Source organism: Pleomorphomonas sp. NRK KF1, assembly GCF_023721755.1.
In the GTDB taxonomy this organism is placed as follows: Bacteria; Pseudomonadota; Alphaproteobacteria; order Rhizobiales; family Pleomorphomonadaceae; genus Pleomorphomonas.
The window spans coordinates 44,231-60,250 of sequence record NZ_JAMDLH010000013.1; the positions used below are offsets into that span (position 1 = coordinate 44,231).

The 16,020-nt window shown below is 64.8% G+C and carries 13 protein-coding genes; 7 read left to right on the forward strand and 6 right to left on the reverse strand.

Features of this window, described 5'->3' with window-relative positions; all coding sequences use genetic code 11:
- The first annotated feature begins 64 nt into the window (after positions 1 to 64).
- From M4J39_RS22490 to rpiB, 5 genes are all read left to right on the forward strand, one after another.
- Positions 65 to 1,639, forward strand: a complete 1,575-nt coding sequence (locus tag M4J39_RS22490; protein ID WP_251730740.1) for a sugar ABC transporter ATP-binding protein — start codon at positions 65 to 67, stop codon at positions 1,637 to 1,639.
- Positions 1,636 to 2,586: a D-allose ABC transporter permease gene (gene alsC, locus M4J39_RS22495; RefSeq protein WP_251730741.1), complete on the forward strand. Its 951-nt coding sequence runs from the start codon at positions 1,636 to 1,638 to the stop codon at positions 2,584 to 2,586. Before M4J39_RS22490 ends, alsC begins: the two co-directional genes overlap by 4 nt.
- 130 nt (positions 2,587 to 2,716) lie before the next feature.
- Positions 2,717 to 3,400: a D-allulose 6-phosphate 3-epimerase gene (alsE, locus tag M4J39_RS22500; RefSeq protein WP_254005063.1), complete on the forward strand. Its 684-nt coding sequence runs from the start codon at positions 2,717 to 2,719 to the stop codon at positions 3,398 to 3,400.
- Positions 3,397 to 4,290 (forward strand): allose kinase, encoded by an 894-nt coding sequence (gene alsK, locus M4J39_RS22505; RefSeq protein ID WP_251730742.1) that lies wholly within the window; start codon positions 3,397 to 3,399, stop codon positions 4,288 to 4,290. Before alsE ends, alsK begins: the two co-directional genes overlap by 4 nt.
- Positions 4,287 to 4,748, forward strand: coding sequence for a ribose 5-phosphate isomerase B (gene rpiB, locus M4J39_RS22510; RefSeq protein ID WP_251730743.1), 462 nt, complete (start codon positions 4,287 to 4,289; stop codon positions 4,746 to 4,748). The genes alsK and rpiB overlap by 4 nt, the downstream gene beginning before the upstream one ends.
- Before the next feature lie 35 nt (positions 4,749 to 4,783).
- Here rpiB and rbsK read toward each other — a convergent pair whose 3' ends face one another.
- The gene (rbsK, locus tag M4J39_RS22515; RefSeq protein WP_251730744.1) at positions 4,784 to 5,716 is read right to left on the reverse strand and encodes a ribokinase; all 933 of its coding nucleotides are present in this window, start codon (positions 5,714 to 5,716) and stop codon (positions 4,784 to 4,786) included.
- Positions 5,717 to 5,880: 164 nt separating this feature from the next.
- Here rbsK and M4J39_RS22520 point away from each other — a divergent pair, with 164 nt between their 5' ends.
- On the forward strand, positions 5,881 to 7,020 hold the full coding sequence (locus M4J39_RS22520) for an ROK family transcriptional regulator (RefSeq protein ID WP_251730745.1): 1,140 nt from the start codon (positions 5,881 to 5,883) through the stop codon (positions 7,018 to 7,020).
- On the opposite strand, the gene M4J39_RS22525 is transcribed toward M4J39_RS22520, so the two are convergent.
- The 5 genes from M4J39_RS22525 to M4J39_RS22545 form a co-directional block, all read right to left on the reverse strand.
- The gene (locus tag M4J39_RS22525; RefSeq protein ID WP_371875504.1) at positions 6,990 to 8,273 is read right to left on the reverse strand and encodes an ROK family protein; all 1,284 of its coding nucleotides are present in this window, start codon (positions 8,271 to 8,273) and stop codon (positions 6,990 to 6,992) included. The genes M4J39_RS22520 and M4J39_RS22525 overlap by 31 nt on opposite strands.
- Entirely contained in the window at positions 8,270 to 11,290 is a 3,021-nt protein-coding gene (locus tag M4J39_RS22530) for a glycoside hydrolase family 38 C-terminal domain-containing protein (RefSeq protein ID WP_251730747.1), read from the reverse strand. The genes M4J39_RS22525 and M4J39_RS22530 overlap by 4 nt, the downstream gene beginning before the upstream one ends.
- Positions 11,291 to 11,335: 45 nt before the next feature.
- Positions 11,336 to 12,178 (reverse strand): carbohydrate ABC transporter permease, encoded by an 843-nt coding sequence (locus M4J39_RS22535; protein ID WP_251730748.1) that lies wholly within the window; start codon positions 12,176 to 12,178, stop codon positions 11,336 to 11,338.
- Positions 12,175 to 13,017, reverse strand: coding sequence for a carbohydrate ABC transporter permease (locus tag M4J39_RS22540; RefSeq protein ID WP_251730764.1), 843 nt, complete (start codon positions 13,015 to 13,017; stop codon positions 12,175 to 12,177). Before M4J39_RS22540 ends, M4J39_RS22535 begins: the two co-directional genes overlap by 4 nt.
- 232 nt (positions 13,018 to 13,249) lie before the next feature.
- Positions 13,250 to 14,545, reverse strand: coding sequence for an extracellular solute-binding protein (locus M4J39_RS22545; RefSeq protein ID WP_251730749.1), 1,296 nt, complete (start codon positions 14,543 to 14,545; stop codon positions 13,250 to 13,252).
- Positions 14,546 to 14,661: 116 nt separating this feature from the next.
- Here M4J39_RS22545 and M4J39_RS22550 point away from each other — a divergent pair, with 116 nt between their 5' ends.
- Complete coding sequence (locus M4J39_RS22550) at positions 14,662 to 15,660, forward strand: ABC transporter ATP-binding protein (protein WP_251730750.1); 999 nt, start codon at positions 14,662 to 14,664, stop codon at positions 15,658 to 15,660.
- The last annotated feature ends 360 nt before the right edge of the window (positions 15,661 to 16,020 follow it).

A 16,020-nucleotide genomic window follows, 5' to 3' on the forward strand; every position in this document is an offset into this window, starting at 1 on the left:
ACTCCCCCGGCGCGCCGGACGATTTCTGAACAGCCGACCGATCGACGGCCCTAGCGAGATCGACATGTCAAACCTGGCTCCGAACACCGCCGGTCCGACCGGCATCGAAGAAGCCGCTCCGATCGTCCGCATGATCGGCATCGAAAAGCATTTCAACAACGTCGCGGTGCTGAAAGGCGTCAATCTCGACATTCGCCCCGGAGAGGTGCACGTCCTCCTCGGCGAGAACGGCGCCGGCAAGTCGACACTGATGAAGATCCTGACCGGCATCCACGAGCCGACCGGCGGCGAGATCATGCTCGACGGCGTGTCCCATTCGCTGGTGACGCCGCGCGAGGCGAGCGAAGCCGGCATCTCGATCATCTATCAGGAACTCTCCGTCATCAACGAGCTGTCGGCGCTTGAGAACCTGTTCGTCGGCCGCCTGCCGGTGAAGCGCCGCCTCGGCGTTCCCGTCGTGGACTGGAAGCTGATGGAAGACGAGGCGCGGTCGATCATCGGCCGGCTCGGTCTCGGCAATCTGGATCTGCACAAGCCGGTCGGCGAGATGCCGATCGCCCACCGCCAGATCATCGAGATCGCCAAGTCGCTGATGAAGAACGTGCGCGTGCTCGTCATGGACGAGCCGACGTCGTCCCTCACCTCGGTCGAAACCGAGCGGCTGTTCGCCCTCGTCCGCCAGCTCAAGGCGGAAGGCACGGCCATCCTGTTCATTTCCCACAAGCTCGATGAGGTGCGCGAAATCGGCGACACCTTCTCGGTGCTGAAGGACGGCGTCTCCACCGGCCACGGCCGCATCTCGGAGTATACCAACGACGACCTCGTGCGCATGATGGTCGGTCGCGTCGTCAAGCAGCGCTTTCTCGCCGAGGAGCCGATCGACCGCACGGCGGTGCCGGTCCTCAAGGTCGAGAACGTCACCAGCGCCGACCGCAAGCGGGTACGCGACGTCAGCTTCGAGGTGCATCACGGCGAGGTTCTGGGCTTTGCCGGCCTTGTGGGGTCCGGACGCACCGATCTCATGAACTGCCTGTTCGGCGCCGAGCCGCGCGCCGCCGGCAAGATCGTCCTCAACGGCAAGGATATCACGCCGAAGAATCCCGTCGACGCGGTGAAGTCCGGCATGGCCTACCTCACCGAGAACCGCCGCCAGACCGGGTTCACCCCCAATTTCACCATTGAGGGCAACATTGCCGTCACCAAATCGGTGAAGGACGCCCCGTTCCGCGGGACCTGGGGGCTCGTCGACCGCAAGGCCGAGCGGGTCATCGCCGAGGAGCAACGCAAGCAGCTCTCCATCCGCTGCGCCGGCATCGATCAGAGCATCCTGGAGCTGTCGGGCGGCAACCAGCAGAAGGTGCTGGTCGGCAAATGGATGTCGATCGCTCCCTCCGTCATCATCTTCGACGAACCGACGCGCGGCATCGACGTCGGCGCCAAGTCGCAGATCCACGAAATCATCCGGACGCTCGCTGCCGCCGGCAAGGCGGTGATCATGGTGTCGTCCGAACTCCCCGAAATCCTGGCCGTCTGCGACCGCGTCGCGGTGTTCCGCAACGGCCGCATCATGGACATCCTCGACGGCGCCACGGCAACCGAGGAATCCATTCTGAGCGTCGCAATGAGGGACGGCAAATGAGCCAGCGGCTTAAACTCGGCAAACTTTGGGACATCTACGGGACGCTCTGCATCCTCCTGGTGATCGTGGTGCTGTTCAGCGCCCTGTCCCCCACCTATTTCACACGTCCCGAAAACATCGTGCAGATCTTCCTGCAGAGTTCGATCACCATCATGATCGCGCTCGGCGAGTTCTTCCCGATCCTGATCGCCGGCATCGACCTTTCCGTCGGATCCGTCCTGGCTCTCACCGGCATGATCACCGCCCAGTTGATGGTGGCCGGCTTCGATCCGACGCTCGCCGTGCTGATCGGCGGTGTCGGCGGCGGTCTGGCGCTCGGCGCGGTCAATGGTCTGCTCGTCAACTTCACCGGCCTGCATCCCTTCATCATCACGCTCGGCACCAACGCCATCTTCCGTGGCGTGACGATGATCATTTCCGGCGCCAGCCCGGTGTTCGGCTTCTCCTACGACTTCGTGAACACGGTGACGGGCTTTGTCGGCTTCGTGCCGGTGCCGGTGATCTTCGCGCTGTCGTTCGCCGCGGTGCTCTGGTTCTTCACCGCCAAAACACGTCTCGGCCGCAACATCTACGCCGTCGGCGGCAACAAGGAATCGGCCTTCTACTCGGGCATCGACGTCAAGCTGCACACGCTGATCGTCTTCATGATCTCCGGCCTCTGCGCAGGTCTTGCCGGCGTGCTGTCCATCGCCCGCCTCGGCGCCGCCGAGCCGGCGGCCGGCACGGGTTTCGAGACCTATGCCATCGCGGCGGTGATCATCGGCGGCACCAGCTTCTTCGGCGGCAAGGGGCGCATCCCCTCGGTGGTGATCGGCGGCCTGATCATCGGCACCATCAACAACGGCCTCAACATCCTGCGCGTACCCACCTTCTACCAGCTGGTGGTCATGGGCGGCCTGATCATCTCGGCCGTGGCGCTCGATCGTCTGATCGCCCGCATGCGCTGATGCAAAACACGCCGGACACCATATAAGCAGTCCCGTCCCGCCTTCCTCCCGGCGGGGCGGCCCGCCCTCGCCGTTCCTCCCCACGGCGGGGGACATGCCGGAACGCTCCGGCCCAGACCAGGACGACCCGATGAAGATCAAGATCTCCCCCTCCCTGATGTGCATGGACCTCCTGCGCTTCAAGGAACAGCTTACCTTCCTCGACAGCCATGCCGATTTCCTGCACATCGACATCATGGACGGCCACTACGTGCCGAACCTCACGCTGTCCCCTTTCTTCATGGAAAGCGTCGCCAAGGTCTCGAAGCTGCCGATGGATTGCCACCTGATGACCACGGACCCGTGGATGTGGGTGCCGATCATGGCCAAGGCCGGCGCCGGCTACATCTCGCCGCAGGCCGAGACCATCAACGCCATCGCCTTCCGCATCATCGCCAAGATCCGCGAACTCGGCTGCAAGCCGGGCATCGTGATCAATCCGGCGACGCCGCTCGACAGCCTCAAGCACTACATTCACCTGATCGACAAGATCACCATCATGACGGTCGATCCCGGTTACGCCGGCCAGCCGTTCATCGAGGAGATGCTGGACAAGATCACTGAAGCCAAGCGCCTGCGCGAGGAACGCGGCCTCAACTTCCTGATCGAAATCGACGGTTCCTGCAACAAGCGCACCTATGCGCGCCTGGCCAAAGCCGGCGCCGACGTGTTCATCGTCGGCACCTCGGGTCTCTTCCACAATCATGAGGATATCGCCGAGGCCTGGAAGATCATGACCGCCGATATCGAGGCGGCCCTCGGAGCCGCGCAATGAGCGTCTTCGCCGGCATCGACCTCGGCGGCACGCACACCCGTTTCGCCGTCATGGCGGATGGGGAGTTCATGCTGTCCGAGAAATACGGGACCGCCGACCTGATGGCGGCCGGGCCGGAGCTCGCCGGAACCATCGCCCGTTATCGGGACGTCGTGGACCGTGCCGGCCTCAAGCCGCAGGCGGTGGGCATCGGTCTGCCGGCGACCCTCGATGCGGATCGTCGCGTCGTTCTGTCGGCACCCAATGTCGACGGGCTCGATGGGCTCGATGTGGTGTCGCTTCTGGAGGACGCCTTCGGCGTGCCGGTCGTGGCGGAGCGGGACGTCAATTTCCAGTTCTTCCACGACATGAGGGCCAGCGGGCGGACGCCCAAGGTGGCGCTCGGCGTCTACATCGGCACCGGCGTCGGCAATGCCGTGTGGATCAACGGTTTCTACACCGGCGCCCACGGCTCGGCCGCCGAGCTCGGCCATATTCCGGTGCCCGGTGCGACCGGCACCTGCGGCTGCGGCAAGGTCGGGTGTCTCGAAACGGTCTGCTGCGGCCGCTGGCTGAAAGGCTGGCAGGAACGCAACGTCCCGGAGACGCCCATCGCCGAGATCTTCGCTCGCCATGGCGATCACCCGGACATCGTCAACTTCGTCGAGACGGCGGCCATGGGGATCGCGACCGCCGTTAACATCATCGACCCCGAGCTGGTGTTCCTGGGCGGCGGCGTCCTCGAAATGCCGGCCTTCCCCTTCGACACCCTGAAGACGCGGCTTCTCGCCCACGCCCGTGCGCCCTTCCCGCGCGACGTGCTTGAGGTGCGCCTCGCTTCCAACCTCGGCGATAGCGGCGCGCGCGGCGCCTGCCTCTATGTCGCCGGCAAATTCGGAGCCGTCCAATGACCGGCAAGCTCAAGATCGTCATCTCCTCCGACCACGTCGGCCTCGACCTCAGGAAGACCGTCGCCGCCCACCTCACGGCACTCGGCCATGCGGTCGAGGACGTCGGCCCGGCGAGTGCCGAGCGCACGGACTATCCCACCTGGGGCGAAAAGGCCGCCCGCATGGTTCAGGCCGGCGAGGCCGACTTCGGCGTCGTCATCTGCGGGACCGGTTTCGGCATCTCGCTCGCCGCCAACAAGCTCAAGGGCATCCGTTGCGCCGTCTGCTCGGAGCCCTACACGGCCCGCCTGTCGCGCCAGCACAACAATGCCAACATGCTGGCCTTCGGCGCCCGCGTTGTCGGGCAGGACCTGGCCCTGATGATCGTCGATGAATTCTTCACCGCGGAGTTCGAGGGTGGACGCCATGCCCGCCGCGTCGACATGATCGGCGAGATCGAGACGCGCGAAGGGCGCTGATCGATTCCTCGGATTGATGCCGATGGCCGCGCGCCTCAGGACGCGCGGCTGTTTTCTGCCAGGAGAGCCTCAACCTCCTGCCGCGTCGGCGCCGCCTCGGAAGACCCTTCCTTGGTGCAAGCGAGCGCGCCGGCCGCCGCCGCGAAGCGAACGGCGCTTTCCACCGCCATTCCCTCGGCCAGCGCCACGGCCAGTCCGGCCGCAAAGCAGTCGCCGGCCGCCACGGTATCGATGGCCTTGACCACGAAGGGTGGCACGTGCCCCCGGAAGTTGGCGCTGTCGACGTAGACGCCGCGGGCGCCCATCTTGACGAGGGCGAGCGGCAACCCGGTCTCCCTCAACCGGCCGGCGGCGGCCGCCGCCGCCTCGACATCGACCGGCGCGATGCCGGTCAGCGCTTCGGTTTCGATCTCGTTGGGGGTCAGCGCGTCGAACATGCGGATGGTGTCGGCCTCGAAGGGGAAGGTCGGAACCGGCGCCGGATCGAGAATGGCGAGCGCGCCAGCCCGGCGTGCCAGTTCGACGGCTTTCAGCGTGGCCGAAAATGGATGTTCGAGCTGGGCAAGCAGAACCTTTACGCCGGAGAACAACGGCGCAGCCGCCGCGACCTGTTCAACTGCGAGGGCGGTATTGGCGCCGGGTACGACGGTGATGGCATTCTCGCCCCGGCCATCGACGCCGATGACGGCAATGCCGGTCGGCAACGACGCATCGATAGCCAGATAGGTGGGATCGACGCCGAGGCCGGCAAGCCTTGAGCGGATGAACTCGCCGAAGGAGTCGGCGCCAATGCGGCCGATGAAGCGCACGGGCGCACCCAGCCGTGCAACGGCCACCGACTGGTTGGCCCCCTTGCCGCCGAGCACCATGGAGTAGCGATGGCCGGTGAGCGACTCGCCCGGGCGCGGCGCCCGGTCGGCATAGGTGACGATGTCCACGTTGACCGAGCCAATGACGATGACGGACACAACGATCTCCATTCGGGGCGCGACAGGAACGCACTTGCCACACAACACGCCGCCGTCAGGGTTTGGCGGAACTTTGCTTTCGGACGGCATCGTTGTATCGCTAGGGCTTCCACCCGGAAAGCAACATTTCGGACGGGCTGGAGAACGATTGCAGGGACGGGGCGATGACGGGAAATCTTCGGTCGACGACGACGCGCCTTCGGCGGACGCCGTCTTCGATCAAGGATGGGCCGGGCATCAACCACGGCGACATTGCCGACCACAACTCCCGCATCGTGCTCGAGCTCCTGCGCGTCTTCGGCGTTCTCACGCGCCGTGAGCTTTCCCAGCGTCTCGGACTGACCGAACCGGCCATCACCGGCATACTCCGGCGCCTGGAAGGGCGCGGTCTCGTCACGTCGCGACGACAGACCGATGCGAGCCGCTATCCCGTCACCGAATTCATGATGCGGCCTGAGGGGTGTGTGTCGCTCGGTCTGAGGCTCGCCCGACGGGCAGCAACGGCTGTCCTCATCGATGCGGCCGGTGGCGTCATCGCCGAACAGTGCGACATTTCACCGGACAAGCTGATCGCCACCGGGAAAATGCTGCTCGAACGAAAGCCGGCCGAAGCCGAAGTTCTGGGGGTTGGCGTCGCCCTGTCTCCGGACGATGGTGTCGGCCTCGAAGAGGTACGATCCGCCTTCGCGCCGTTGACCGTGCTGGCCAATGCCGACAGTGCCACCGCCGCCACGGCCGAACGCTTGATCGGCGCCGGTGACCGGGACGGCGGCTTCGTCAGCATTCTCGTCACCCGTTCGGGCGTTCGGGCCGGGTTGTCGATCGGCGGTCGGCCTTTCCATGGCATGCACGGCTTTGCCGGCGGCATCGGCGCCATGCGCACCGGCCAGGATCGCGCACCGCTGGCCGAGGGACTGTCGCCGGACCGGCTCGATGCTGCCATCGCCGCCGGCGACGACCGTGCGGCGGCAATCGCCGACTGGGCCCGCGAGGCAGCCGACCATCTGCTCGACGCGGTGGTGGCGATCTCCGGCGTGGTGGTGCCCGGCCTCATCGTCATCGGCGGCGACCTGCCGGACGACGCGATCGACGCGGTCGTCGCCGAAATCCTGGCCGCGCCGGTGGCGATCGGCGGACGACCGACAACCACATCCTGGATGCCACCGCTTTGCCGATCATCGTTGCCTGCGGCCGGCGTCACCGTTGGCGCGGCTTTGCTGCCGATCGTCGAGTTTCTGTTACCGGATCCAAGACGGCTCCGGGAGGCCCCCACTCAAACCGAGGGCGCCGCGGCAAGGGTGTGATCGGTCCTGAGGGGCACACGCTCAAGCTGCCCGGCATCGGCCGATGGCAGGCCCAGCCGATGGGCGAGCGGCATGGCTGCTGCGCCGAGAGCCGCGGCGTCTTCCGAACAGACGGCGCGGTGCAGCGTCACCTGCGGCAAACCGGCGCGCAGGCACTCCTTCTGCGCCTGGACGATCAGTTCGTCGATCAGGCGCACCGGCATGCGCCCACCAATCAGCACCGCCTCGGGATCGGCGATCAAGGCAATGTGCGACACCGCTTCGGCCAGCCAGCCGGCGGCGCGGCCGATCCAATCGGACACCAACGCCCGGCCACGTCCGTCCAAAGCGGCGAGCTCGGTCGGGGTGTTGACGACGATGCCATGGGCACGAAGATGATCGTAGAGCAGGAACATCGAGAACAGCTCGCCAAGCTGCCGGATGCGTCCTGCACCGCTCTCGTCGACCTCGCGCACCGGCAGGCAACCGATCTCACCGTTGATGCCCCCCGCCCCCTTGTGACGGACGCCGTCGATCACCAGGGCGCCGCCGACGCAAGCATTGGCCAAGATGTAGAAGAAGGAGCCGATTTCCGTGCCGAGGCCATAGTCGATCTCGCCGAGGGCGGCAGCGTTGGCATCGTTATCGATGAACACCGGATGGGGTGTCACCGCCTCGACGGCGCCGCGCAGATCGAACTCGGTCCATGCAGCATAGGCATCCGGGCGACCGATCACGTCAATTTCGCCCAGCCAGTCGGGAATGGCGAGCCCGACACCGGCGAGGCGCCCCTCGTCCACCAGCTTGCGGCGGCGGAAGGTGGAGAGCGCGTCGGAGAACAGCGCCATGAACTCGTCGGGAAGAATGAAGCTTTTCTCGTGATGGACGCGGCCGCGCACCGTGCCGGTGGCGTCAACCACCACCACCGTCAGATGGTCGCGATCGATGTTGGCGCCGACCGAGAACATGCCCTCCGGGTCGATCTCCAGCTCGATGGCCGGCTGCCCGCGAAGGCCGTGCCGGCGCCGCGCTTCCATGACGAGGCCTTCATCGACCAGACGGTCGACGATGCGGGCGATGGCCTGCTTGGTCAGACCGCAACGCTCGGCGAGCTCGGTACGCGAAATTGGCGCGCCGCGATGAATTGTTGCCAGCACAAGCTGGCGATTCTTCGCGGCGGCCTGTTCGGCGTTCGACCCGAGAAAATTCACCGGCACTCCCTCCCCGCCCGCCGGACGACCGGCGGACAGAAAGAGATTAGCCCGAGGCCTCATGCCTTGCAAAGGCGCCAGCTCTTCACCTCGAACGGCTTGAGGCCGCGCACCGGCACGTCCATCGGCTCTTCGAGAATGGTCACCGGCTCCCCGACGCTCCAGCCATCCTTGAGCGATAGACCGAAATCGCCCCGGCGGCCCGCCGGCTCCCAGACGCGCAGAACCAGACCGTCGCCTTCCTCGCTCGGCTTGAGCACCGACAGCGCCGCCGGGATGCCCTCGGCCACGACCGGCTGGAAGACGCCCGCCGCCACATCGGGAACCGACCGGACGAGCAATGGCTGGTTGAGATCGTCGGCTTCCTCGCGGACGCCGCCGTCATGCCAGGCGCCGGCATGCGGCATCAGCGCGTAGGTGAAGGTCTGCTCTCCCTCGTCGGCCATCGGGTCGGGATAAACGGGCGAGCGCAGAAGGCTGAGACCGAGCACGTTCTCGCGAACGCTGTGCCCATACTTGGCGTCGTTGAGGAGAGCAACGCCGAAGTCCGGCTCCGAAAGGTCGAGGAAGCGATGCGCCGCGGCCTCGAACATCGCAGCGTCCCAGGAGGTGTTGGTATGGGTCGGGCGCGAGACGACGCCATAGGCGCATTCGGCGGTGGCGTTGCGGCTCTTGGCATTGACGGCGGTGAGCGTCCTCAGGAAGACGCGGCGGTCGTGCCAGTCGAGTGTCGTCCTGATGTCGAGGCGACGAGCACCCGCGGCAAGGCTCAGAACCTGGGTGATGGTCGACGACCGGAAGCGACGGACGAGTTTGACGGCGACGCGATGCGGTCCATTCTCGATCACCTCCAGGCTTTCGAGATCGGTGATTTCCTCACCCCGCTCGGCATAGTCGCCTTCGATGTCCCATGCGTCCCAGTTACGCGGCTTGTCGACCGGGTAGGCCATGAGGCGGTTGCCGTAGCCGTCGAGCGCTTCGCGGCCGGTCGGCTTGTGCTGGATCGAGACGATGGAGCCGTCGGCGGCCAGCGTCACGCGCAGAATGTCGTTTTCGAGGTGCGAGCGGCTGACCGACAGCGAACCGTCAGGCTTGAGGCTCTCGGCATCGACGACGGCGACGGCAAGCGGAGACAGAACGTCTGCCGACGAGACGAAGGTCCCGTCTTCGAGCGTCAGACGGATCGGCCGGGCGTCGAGCGACGGGTTGACCACCAGGAGGCGCTCGCCCTTCGCCTTGGGCAGCGTTCCGGCGATGGCATCAAGGGCCGCAGCCTGCACCCTGAGGCCGGTATCGATTACCTCGCCCAGTTCCTCGGCGGCGTCTTCATAGACCTCGCGGATCGATGATCCCGGCAGGATGTCGTGGAACTCGTTCTTCAGCACGACGCGCCATGCCGGCTCAAGGCTTTCCGGCTTCGGCGCCCCGAGGAGATGGGCAAGCGACGCGGTCGTCTCGGCGGTGATCAGCGCCCGCTCGGCCTTGCGATGCAGGCGCTTGACCACGCTCTGGCTCGTCAGCGTGCCGCGATGGAGCTCGAGATAGATCTCGCCCTGCCAGACCGACAGCTTCTTCTCCACGGCCGTTCGATGGGCTCGATCGAAGAAGTCCTTGACGCGAGTCCAGCGCGCCTTGGGCAATGTCGGGAAGACGCGCAGCTGCTCTTCGCGCGCCACCATTTCCGGCGTCGGACCACCACCGCCGTCGCCGTAGCCGACGCAAAGCAGCGTCTCGGGGTGCAGCGCCTTCTCGCGGAAGTTCCGCCAGGTCGGCACATGACAATCGGGGCGAACGAAGCCGTTGTAGCCCTGCATGGGATTATCGAAGGTGTGAGCGAGCACCCGGCTGCCGTCGAGACCCTCCCACCAGAACAGGTCGGATGGGATATGGTTGGTTTCCGACCAGTTGACCTTGATGGTGAAGAAGCTGCGGATGCCGGCCTGCTTCAGAAGCTGCGGCAGGGCGCCGGTGAAGCCGAAGCAATCGGGCTGCCAGCAGATGTCGTGACGGATGCCGAAGGTCTTCTCGAAGAAGCGCTGGCCGTAGAGATACTGGCGCGTCAGACTTTCGCCGGTGGGCATGTTGGTGTCCGGCTCGACCCAGCTGCCGCCCAACGTTTCCCATTCGCCGGAGCGAACCCGCGCGGCGATCTTCTCGAACAGAGCCGGATCGTCCTCGGCCACCTGCGCATAGTAGTGAGCGGTCGACTGGTTGAAGCGGAAATCCTTCGACGTCTCCATCAGCGAGATGGCCGTCGAGAAGGTGCGGCGGGTCTTGCGGCGGGTCTCGCCATAAGGCCACAGCCAGGCAAGGTCGATATGAGCGTGACCGGTCAGGCCGATCTCGCCTTCCGGCGGGAAGCGCTGCTGCAGAGCTTCGAGCCGCTTGATCAGCTCATCATGGGCGGCGGCAACGGTCGCCTGCTCGGCTTGGTTAAGACCAGCCGGCGCTTCGATCAGCTCCGGTAGCTGCCAGATCTTCTGTTGGCTTTCGCTGCCGGCCGTACGGGCAATGTAGTCGGCCGTCGAGGACGGCCAGTCGAGGCCGCGCAAGGTGTCCTCGGCGGCCGCGATCAGATGCGGCACCACGTCATGGCCATCGAGCACGCTCACCGCCTCGATGACTTGGGTGACCAACAGCCACAGCGCCTCGACGGACGGCTCTGACAATCGAAGTTCGGCGCGGTTGACATGCGGCCGCCGAACCGGTTCGCCGAAGGGTAGACGAGCGACGGTTTCCGTCGTCACCTTGAAGCTGCGCCCCGAAAGCGGGAAGCTCTGGTGGTAGGGATCGAGACCGTAGGACACCGGTTCTCCGCCATCGCAGGCGACTGCGATCAGGCTCTCGCCGCCGAGGTCCAGGCTCAGACGGGTGTCATCGAGCGGCCAGTCTGAAGGGACGCGACCTTCTAGCGTGAAGTGGACGAGGCCATCCTTGCGGGGCCAAGGGGCGCCAACTTCGATCGCGCCCCCCTCGAAGGCGATGGCGGCTAGCGGCGCCGTCGAGCGAACCTTCCAGGACTCCAATTCGGCGACGCGGACTTTCAGGCGATCAAGTCGTTGAGCAAGAGTAAGCGACATTTGGGATATCCAATTCAAACCGAAAACGGATCGAAGCGTGTGCGGCTAGCCCTTGACGGCTCCGGCCGTCATGGCGCTCAGGATGAGCCGCTGCAGGGCAAGGAAGGCAATGATGGCCGGCACGACCGAGATAAGGCAGGCAGCGGCCAGCACCTGAATGGTGCTGGCGTTTTGCGTACCGGCATACTGAAAGATGCCGACGCCGATCGGGACGAGCGAGTCCTTGGTGATCAACAGGAAGGGCACCAGGAACTGCGACCAACCGGCGATCACCGTGATGATGAAGGCCGAGGCCACGCCCGGCGTCGATAGAGGCAGTATGATGCGGATGAAGACCGAGAGACGGTTGCAGCCGTCGATCAGGGCCGCCTCGTCCAGGCTTTTCGGAATGCCGTCCATGTAGCCCTTGAGCAGCCAGGTGACCATGGGCACGCCGAGGGCGATATAGACCATGGTGGTGCCGAAGTGGCTGTCGATCAGACCGAGCCGGCTCATGTAGCGGTAGAGCGGCACCATGATGACCAGCGGCGAGATCATCTGGAAGGCGAGGATACCGAGCATCCACGCGCCCTTGCCCTTGAAATCAAACCGCGAGAAGGCATAGGCGGCCGGCGCGGCAATGATCAGGCAGCCAACGGCGGACAGACAGGACAGCTTCAGGGCGTTGAACAGGTAGACCGGGAACTGGCTGGAGGTCAGCACCGCGCTGAAGTTGTCGAGGGTCGGATACTTGGGAATCAACCGGGCGACTCCCAGGAACACCTCCTTGCGGGTGCGGAGCGCCATGGAGAGGAGCCAGATCAATGGCCAGGAGAAGAAGACGAACATCACCGCCATGAAGACATAGCTCAGGAAGTCGCCGAGACGGTCGCGGGTGCTGAGTTTCATGCCTTTTCATCCTTCGGCAGGAAGGAAGCGTAGACGAGCGCCAAGCCAAGGCTGATGACGAGCATCAGGATCGACAGCACGCTGCCGGCCGCGAGGTCGTAGTTCCGGAACACCACATTGAAGGTGTAGAGCGACAGCACCTCGGTGGCTCGGCCCGGACCGCCGCCGGTCAGCGAAATGATGGCGTCGAAGGTGTTGAGCGTCTGGATGGTGATCAGGATCATGTTGACCAGGATCGCCGGACGGAGCTGTGGTAGCGTCACGAAGAACAGCTTCTGCCGCGCACTGGCGCCATCGACCTCGGCCGCCTCGTAGAGCGACGGATCGATCGCCTTCAGAGCCGCATACATCACGACCATGGAAAAGGCGGTCCCACGCCAGACGTTGGATAACACCACCGACCACATGACCACGTCGGGATCGGAAAGCCATTGCACGGGCGCCATGCCCATCAGGCGCAAGAGCGAGTTGAGACCACCGAAGGGAGCCTCGTTGAACAGCATCTTCCAGATGATGCCGCCGGCGATGCCGGGCACGACCCAGGCGATCAGGGCTGTGGTTCTAAGGATTGTCGTTCCGAAAAGATGCCGCTTCTCGGCTCGCACGACGACCAGCGCCATGGCAAGGCCGATGAGCTGCTGACCGACCACCGAACCGGCGGTGAAGACGAAGGTCACCCAGACGATCTGCAACAGCTCGGGACGCGTCAGCACGTTGGCGAAGGTCGAGAGCGTGTAATGTCCCTCACCGCCCAGAAGGGTGAGGTCGGTGAAGGCGTAACGGAAAACGTCGACCACCGGATAGAGATAGAACAGCCCCATAACCAGGATCACCGGCATCAGCCAGGGATACGGGGATGGAACGCGGTTGTGTCGGCCCGCCACTCCAAGGAAGGACAGCTTCGGCCTCACGGCGCGTGCGGACATGGGCACCTCTGTAGCAATGGGTCGGCGAAGCGAAAGCGGCCGCCATGGCAGGCGGCCGCCCTCGGCGTAGCGGCTCCGAGGCATTTATCGGAACCGCCATCTGGCCGGAAGCCGTCCGCCGGGAGGGACGGCGGGCGGCGGGGCATCAGAGCCGGGCGTAGGCGTCGAGCGTTGCCTTGAAGGCGTCGTCCACGGCGGCGTCAGTGGTCGCGGCGCCGGTCAGCACCTTGCCCATCATGATCTGGATCTGGTTGGAGATTTCCGGATAGATCAGCACGCCCGGGCGAGCCTGTCCGACCTTGAGCGCCTTGGCGAAGGTCTGGTTGGCCTCGCTCTTGAAGACGTCGTACTTGTCGTAGAGGTCGGCGCGGGTCGGCAGCTGCTCCTGCAGGGCATTGGCCGGTCCCATGTAGATCTCGCGAGCAAGCGCGGCGCACATCTCGACCTTTTCAGGCTCGGACGAGAAGGCGGCAACCGTCCAGCCACCGGTGCCCGTCGACCGCTCGTCGACGGTGATGCCCGGCAGCATCGAGAAGCTCCACTTGGCGAACTCTTCGGGCTCCATCGCATTCTGCAGCTGGCGATACTGCCAGTTGCCGCCGACGAACAATGCGCTCGTTCCGGCCAAAGCGGCAGCGTTGAGGTCATCATAGTTGCCGATGGTGGTGACACGCTTGGGGGCAGCGCCGGATTCAACGAGGTCGCGGTAGTAATTGACAGCCTTCACGAACTTGTCGCGATTGTCGGCGTCGGCGAACACCGGCTTGCCTGCATCATCAACCAGCTTGCCGCCCTGACCCCAGAAGTTGCCGAGCCAATCGAAGGTCGTGCCCTCGTAGCGGCTGCCATTGAACAGGATGCCTTCCATGCCGGCTTCAACCGACTGGAGCGCGGCGGCCTTGGCGTCGGCCCAGGTTTCCGGCGCGTTGGGCACGATTTCCGTGTTGCGGTAGAGCACGCGGAGGTCGGTGGACCACCACCAGGCATAGATCTGGCCGTCCTTGCCGGTGATGCCATCACGCACGAATGGGAAGAGCTGGTCGATCTCTTCCTTGGTGAAGTAGGGCGACAGCGACTTCAGGACGCCGGCCTCCTTGAAGAGCGGCAGCACGAAGCTGTCTACGGCGGCGCAGTCCGGTGCATGGCCGGCCTTGGCCTGCTCCAGCATGCGCGCCTGCTCCTGACTGATATCGCCGGTCATCATCTGCAGCTCGAGCTGCCAGCCGGGGTGGTTGTTGATGAAGTCCGTGTAGAGCTTGGCGTAGCCGGCCGCCCAGGTTGGATCGGTGCTCGACGGGCCATCACCCGTCATACGGAACACCATCTTTTTGGGGGCGTCGGAAGGGCCGACGCGGTCGCTGGTAATGAGATCCTCAGCGATTGCAGGCAGACAGCCGAGCGCGGTCGCGGCAGCAAGCGCCGCCATCAAAGATTTCTTCATGGCTTTTCCTCCCAGAAGGCGCGGAAGCCATTCCTCTAAAATACGGCTTCCCAAACCAACAGCAATTAGATTAAATCACTTTGCTTTGTTGTCAAGCCAGCGTCTGGGAGGTTCGCATGGCCACTGTCGAAATCAGAAATTTGCGCAAGGCCTACGGGGCGCTCGAGGTATTGCACGACATCACGATCGACATCGCCGACGGTGAGTTTGTCGCTCTCGTCGGCCCGTCGGGCTGCGGCAAGTCCACGCTGTTGCGGTGCATCGCCGGCCTCGAAACCACTCGCGGCGGCGAAATCCGCATTGACGACAAGGTCGTCAACGACCTCGCGCCGAAGGATCGGGACATCGCCATGGTGTTCCAGAATTACGCGCTCTATCCGCATATGAACGTGGCCGCCAACATGGGTTTCGCCCTGAAACTGTCCGGCCGGCCCAAGGCGGAAATCGAGAAGCGCGTCGGCAAGGCGGCGACCATTCTCGACCTGACGCGTCAGCTCGGCCGCAAGCCGGTGGCCCTGTCGGGCGGCCAGCGCCAGCGCGTCGCCATGGGGCGCGCCATCGTTCGCGATCCCAAGGTGTTCCTGTTCGACGAGCCGCTTTCCAACCTCGACGCCAAGCTGCGCGTGCAGATGCGCGTCGAGATCCGCGAGCTGCAGCAACGGCTAGGCACGACGACCATCTACGTGACCCACGACCAGACCGAGGCCATGACCATGGCCGACAAGATCGCCGTGCTGAACAGTGGCCGCCTCGAACAGGTGGGGGCGCCGCTCGAGCTTTACCGCTCGCCGGCCAATCTGTTCGTCGCCGGGTTCATTGGCTCGCCGCAGATGAACTTCATCACCGGCAATCTTGCCCAAAGGGCCGGCGCCGACACCATCGGTGTCCGCCCCGAGCATCTCGTCGTCAGCCGCGATGGCGATGGCTGGCGGGGGCGGGTGGTCTCAGCCGAGCATCTGGGCAGCGATACGTTCATCCATGTCGAAATGGCTGATACGAGCCGCCTCACGGCCCGTACTGTGGGCGACATGCCGGTGGCGGCAGGCGACGATGTCGTGTTGGCGCCGCAGGACGGCCATCTCCACCGCTTTGATGCCGATGGCAAGGCGCTCTGATCGAGCGCAGACGAAGACGGCAGAACATACATTGGGATCGACTGGGGCGGGACGAAGATGGAGGTGATCGGACTCGATGCCCTGAGCGTCGAGCTTATCCGGCATCGCGTCCCGACACCGCGCGAGGATTATGACCTCGATCCGAGCAGGGCAGCGAACTGGTACACGTGAAGACGGCAAGCGTGCCGCACCTGCCTTCCCATCAGTCCGGAGCGGCCTTGCTCTGGCAGAACGTAGGACGAGTGCGCACAACTGAACATGCTTAATCTCTTGACAAGGGCTGAGTGGGCTGGCATTGGGTAATCGATAACTCAAGATGCAAGTCGGAGACGGACGAGGAAATCGTCGACGGCATATAAG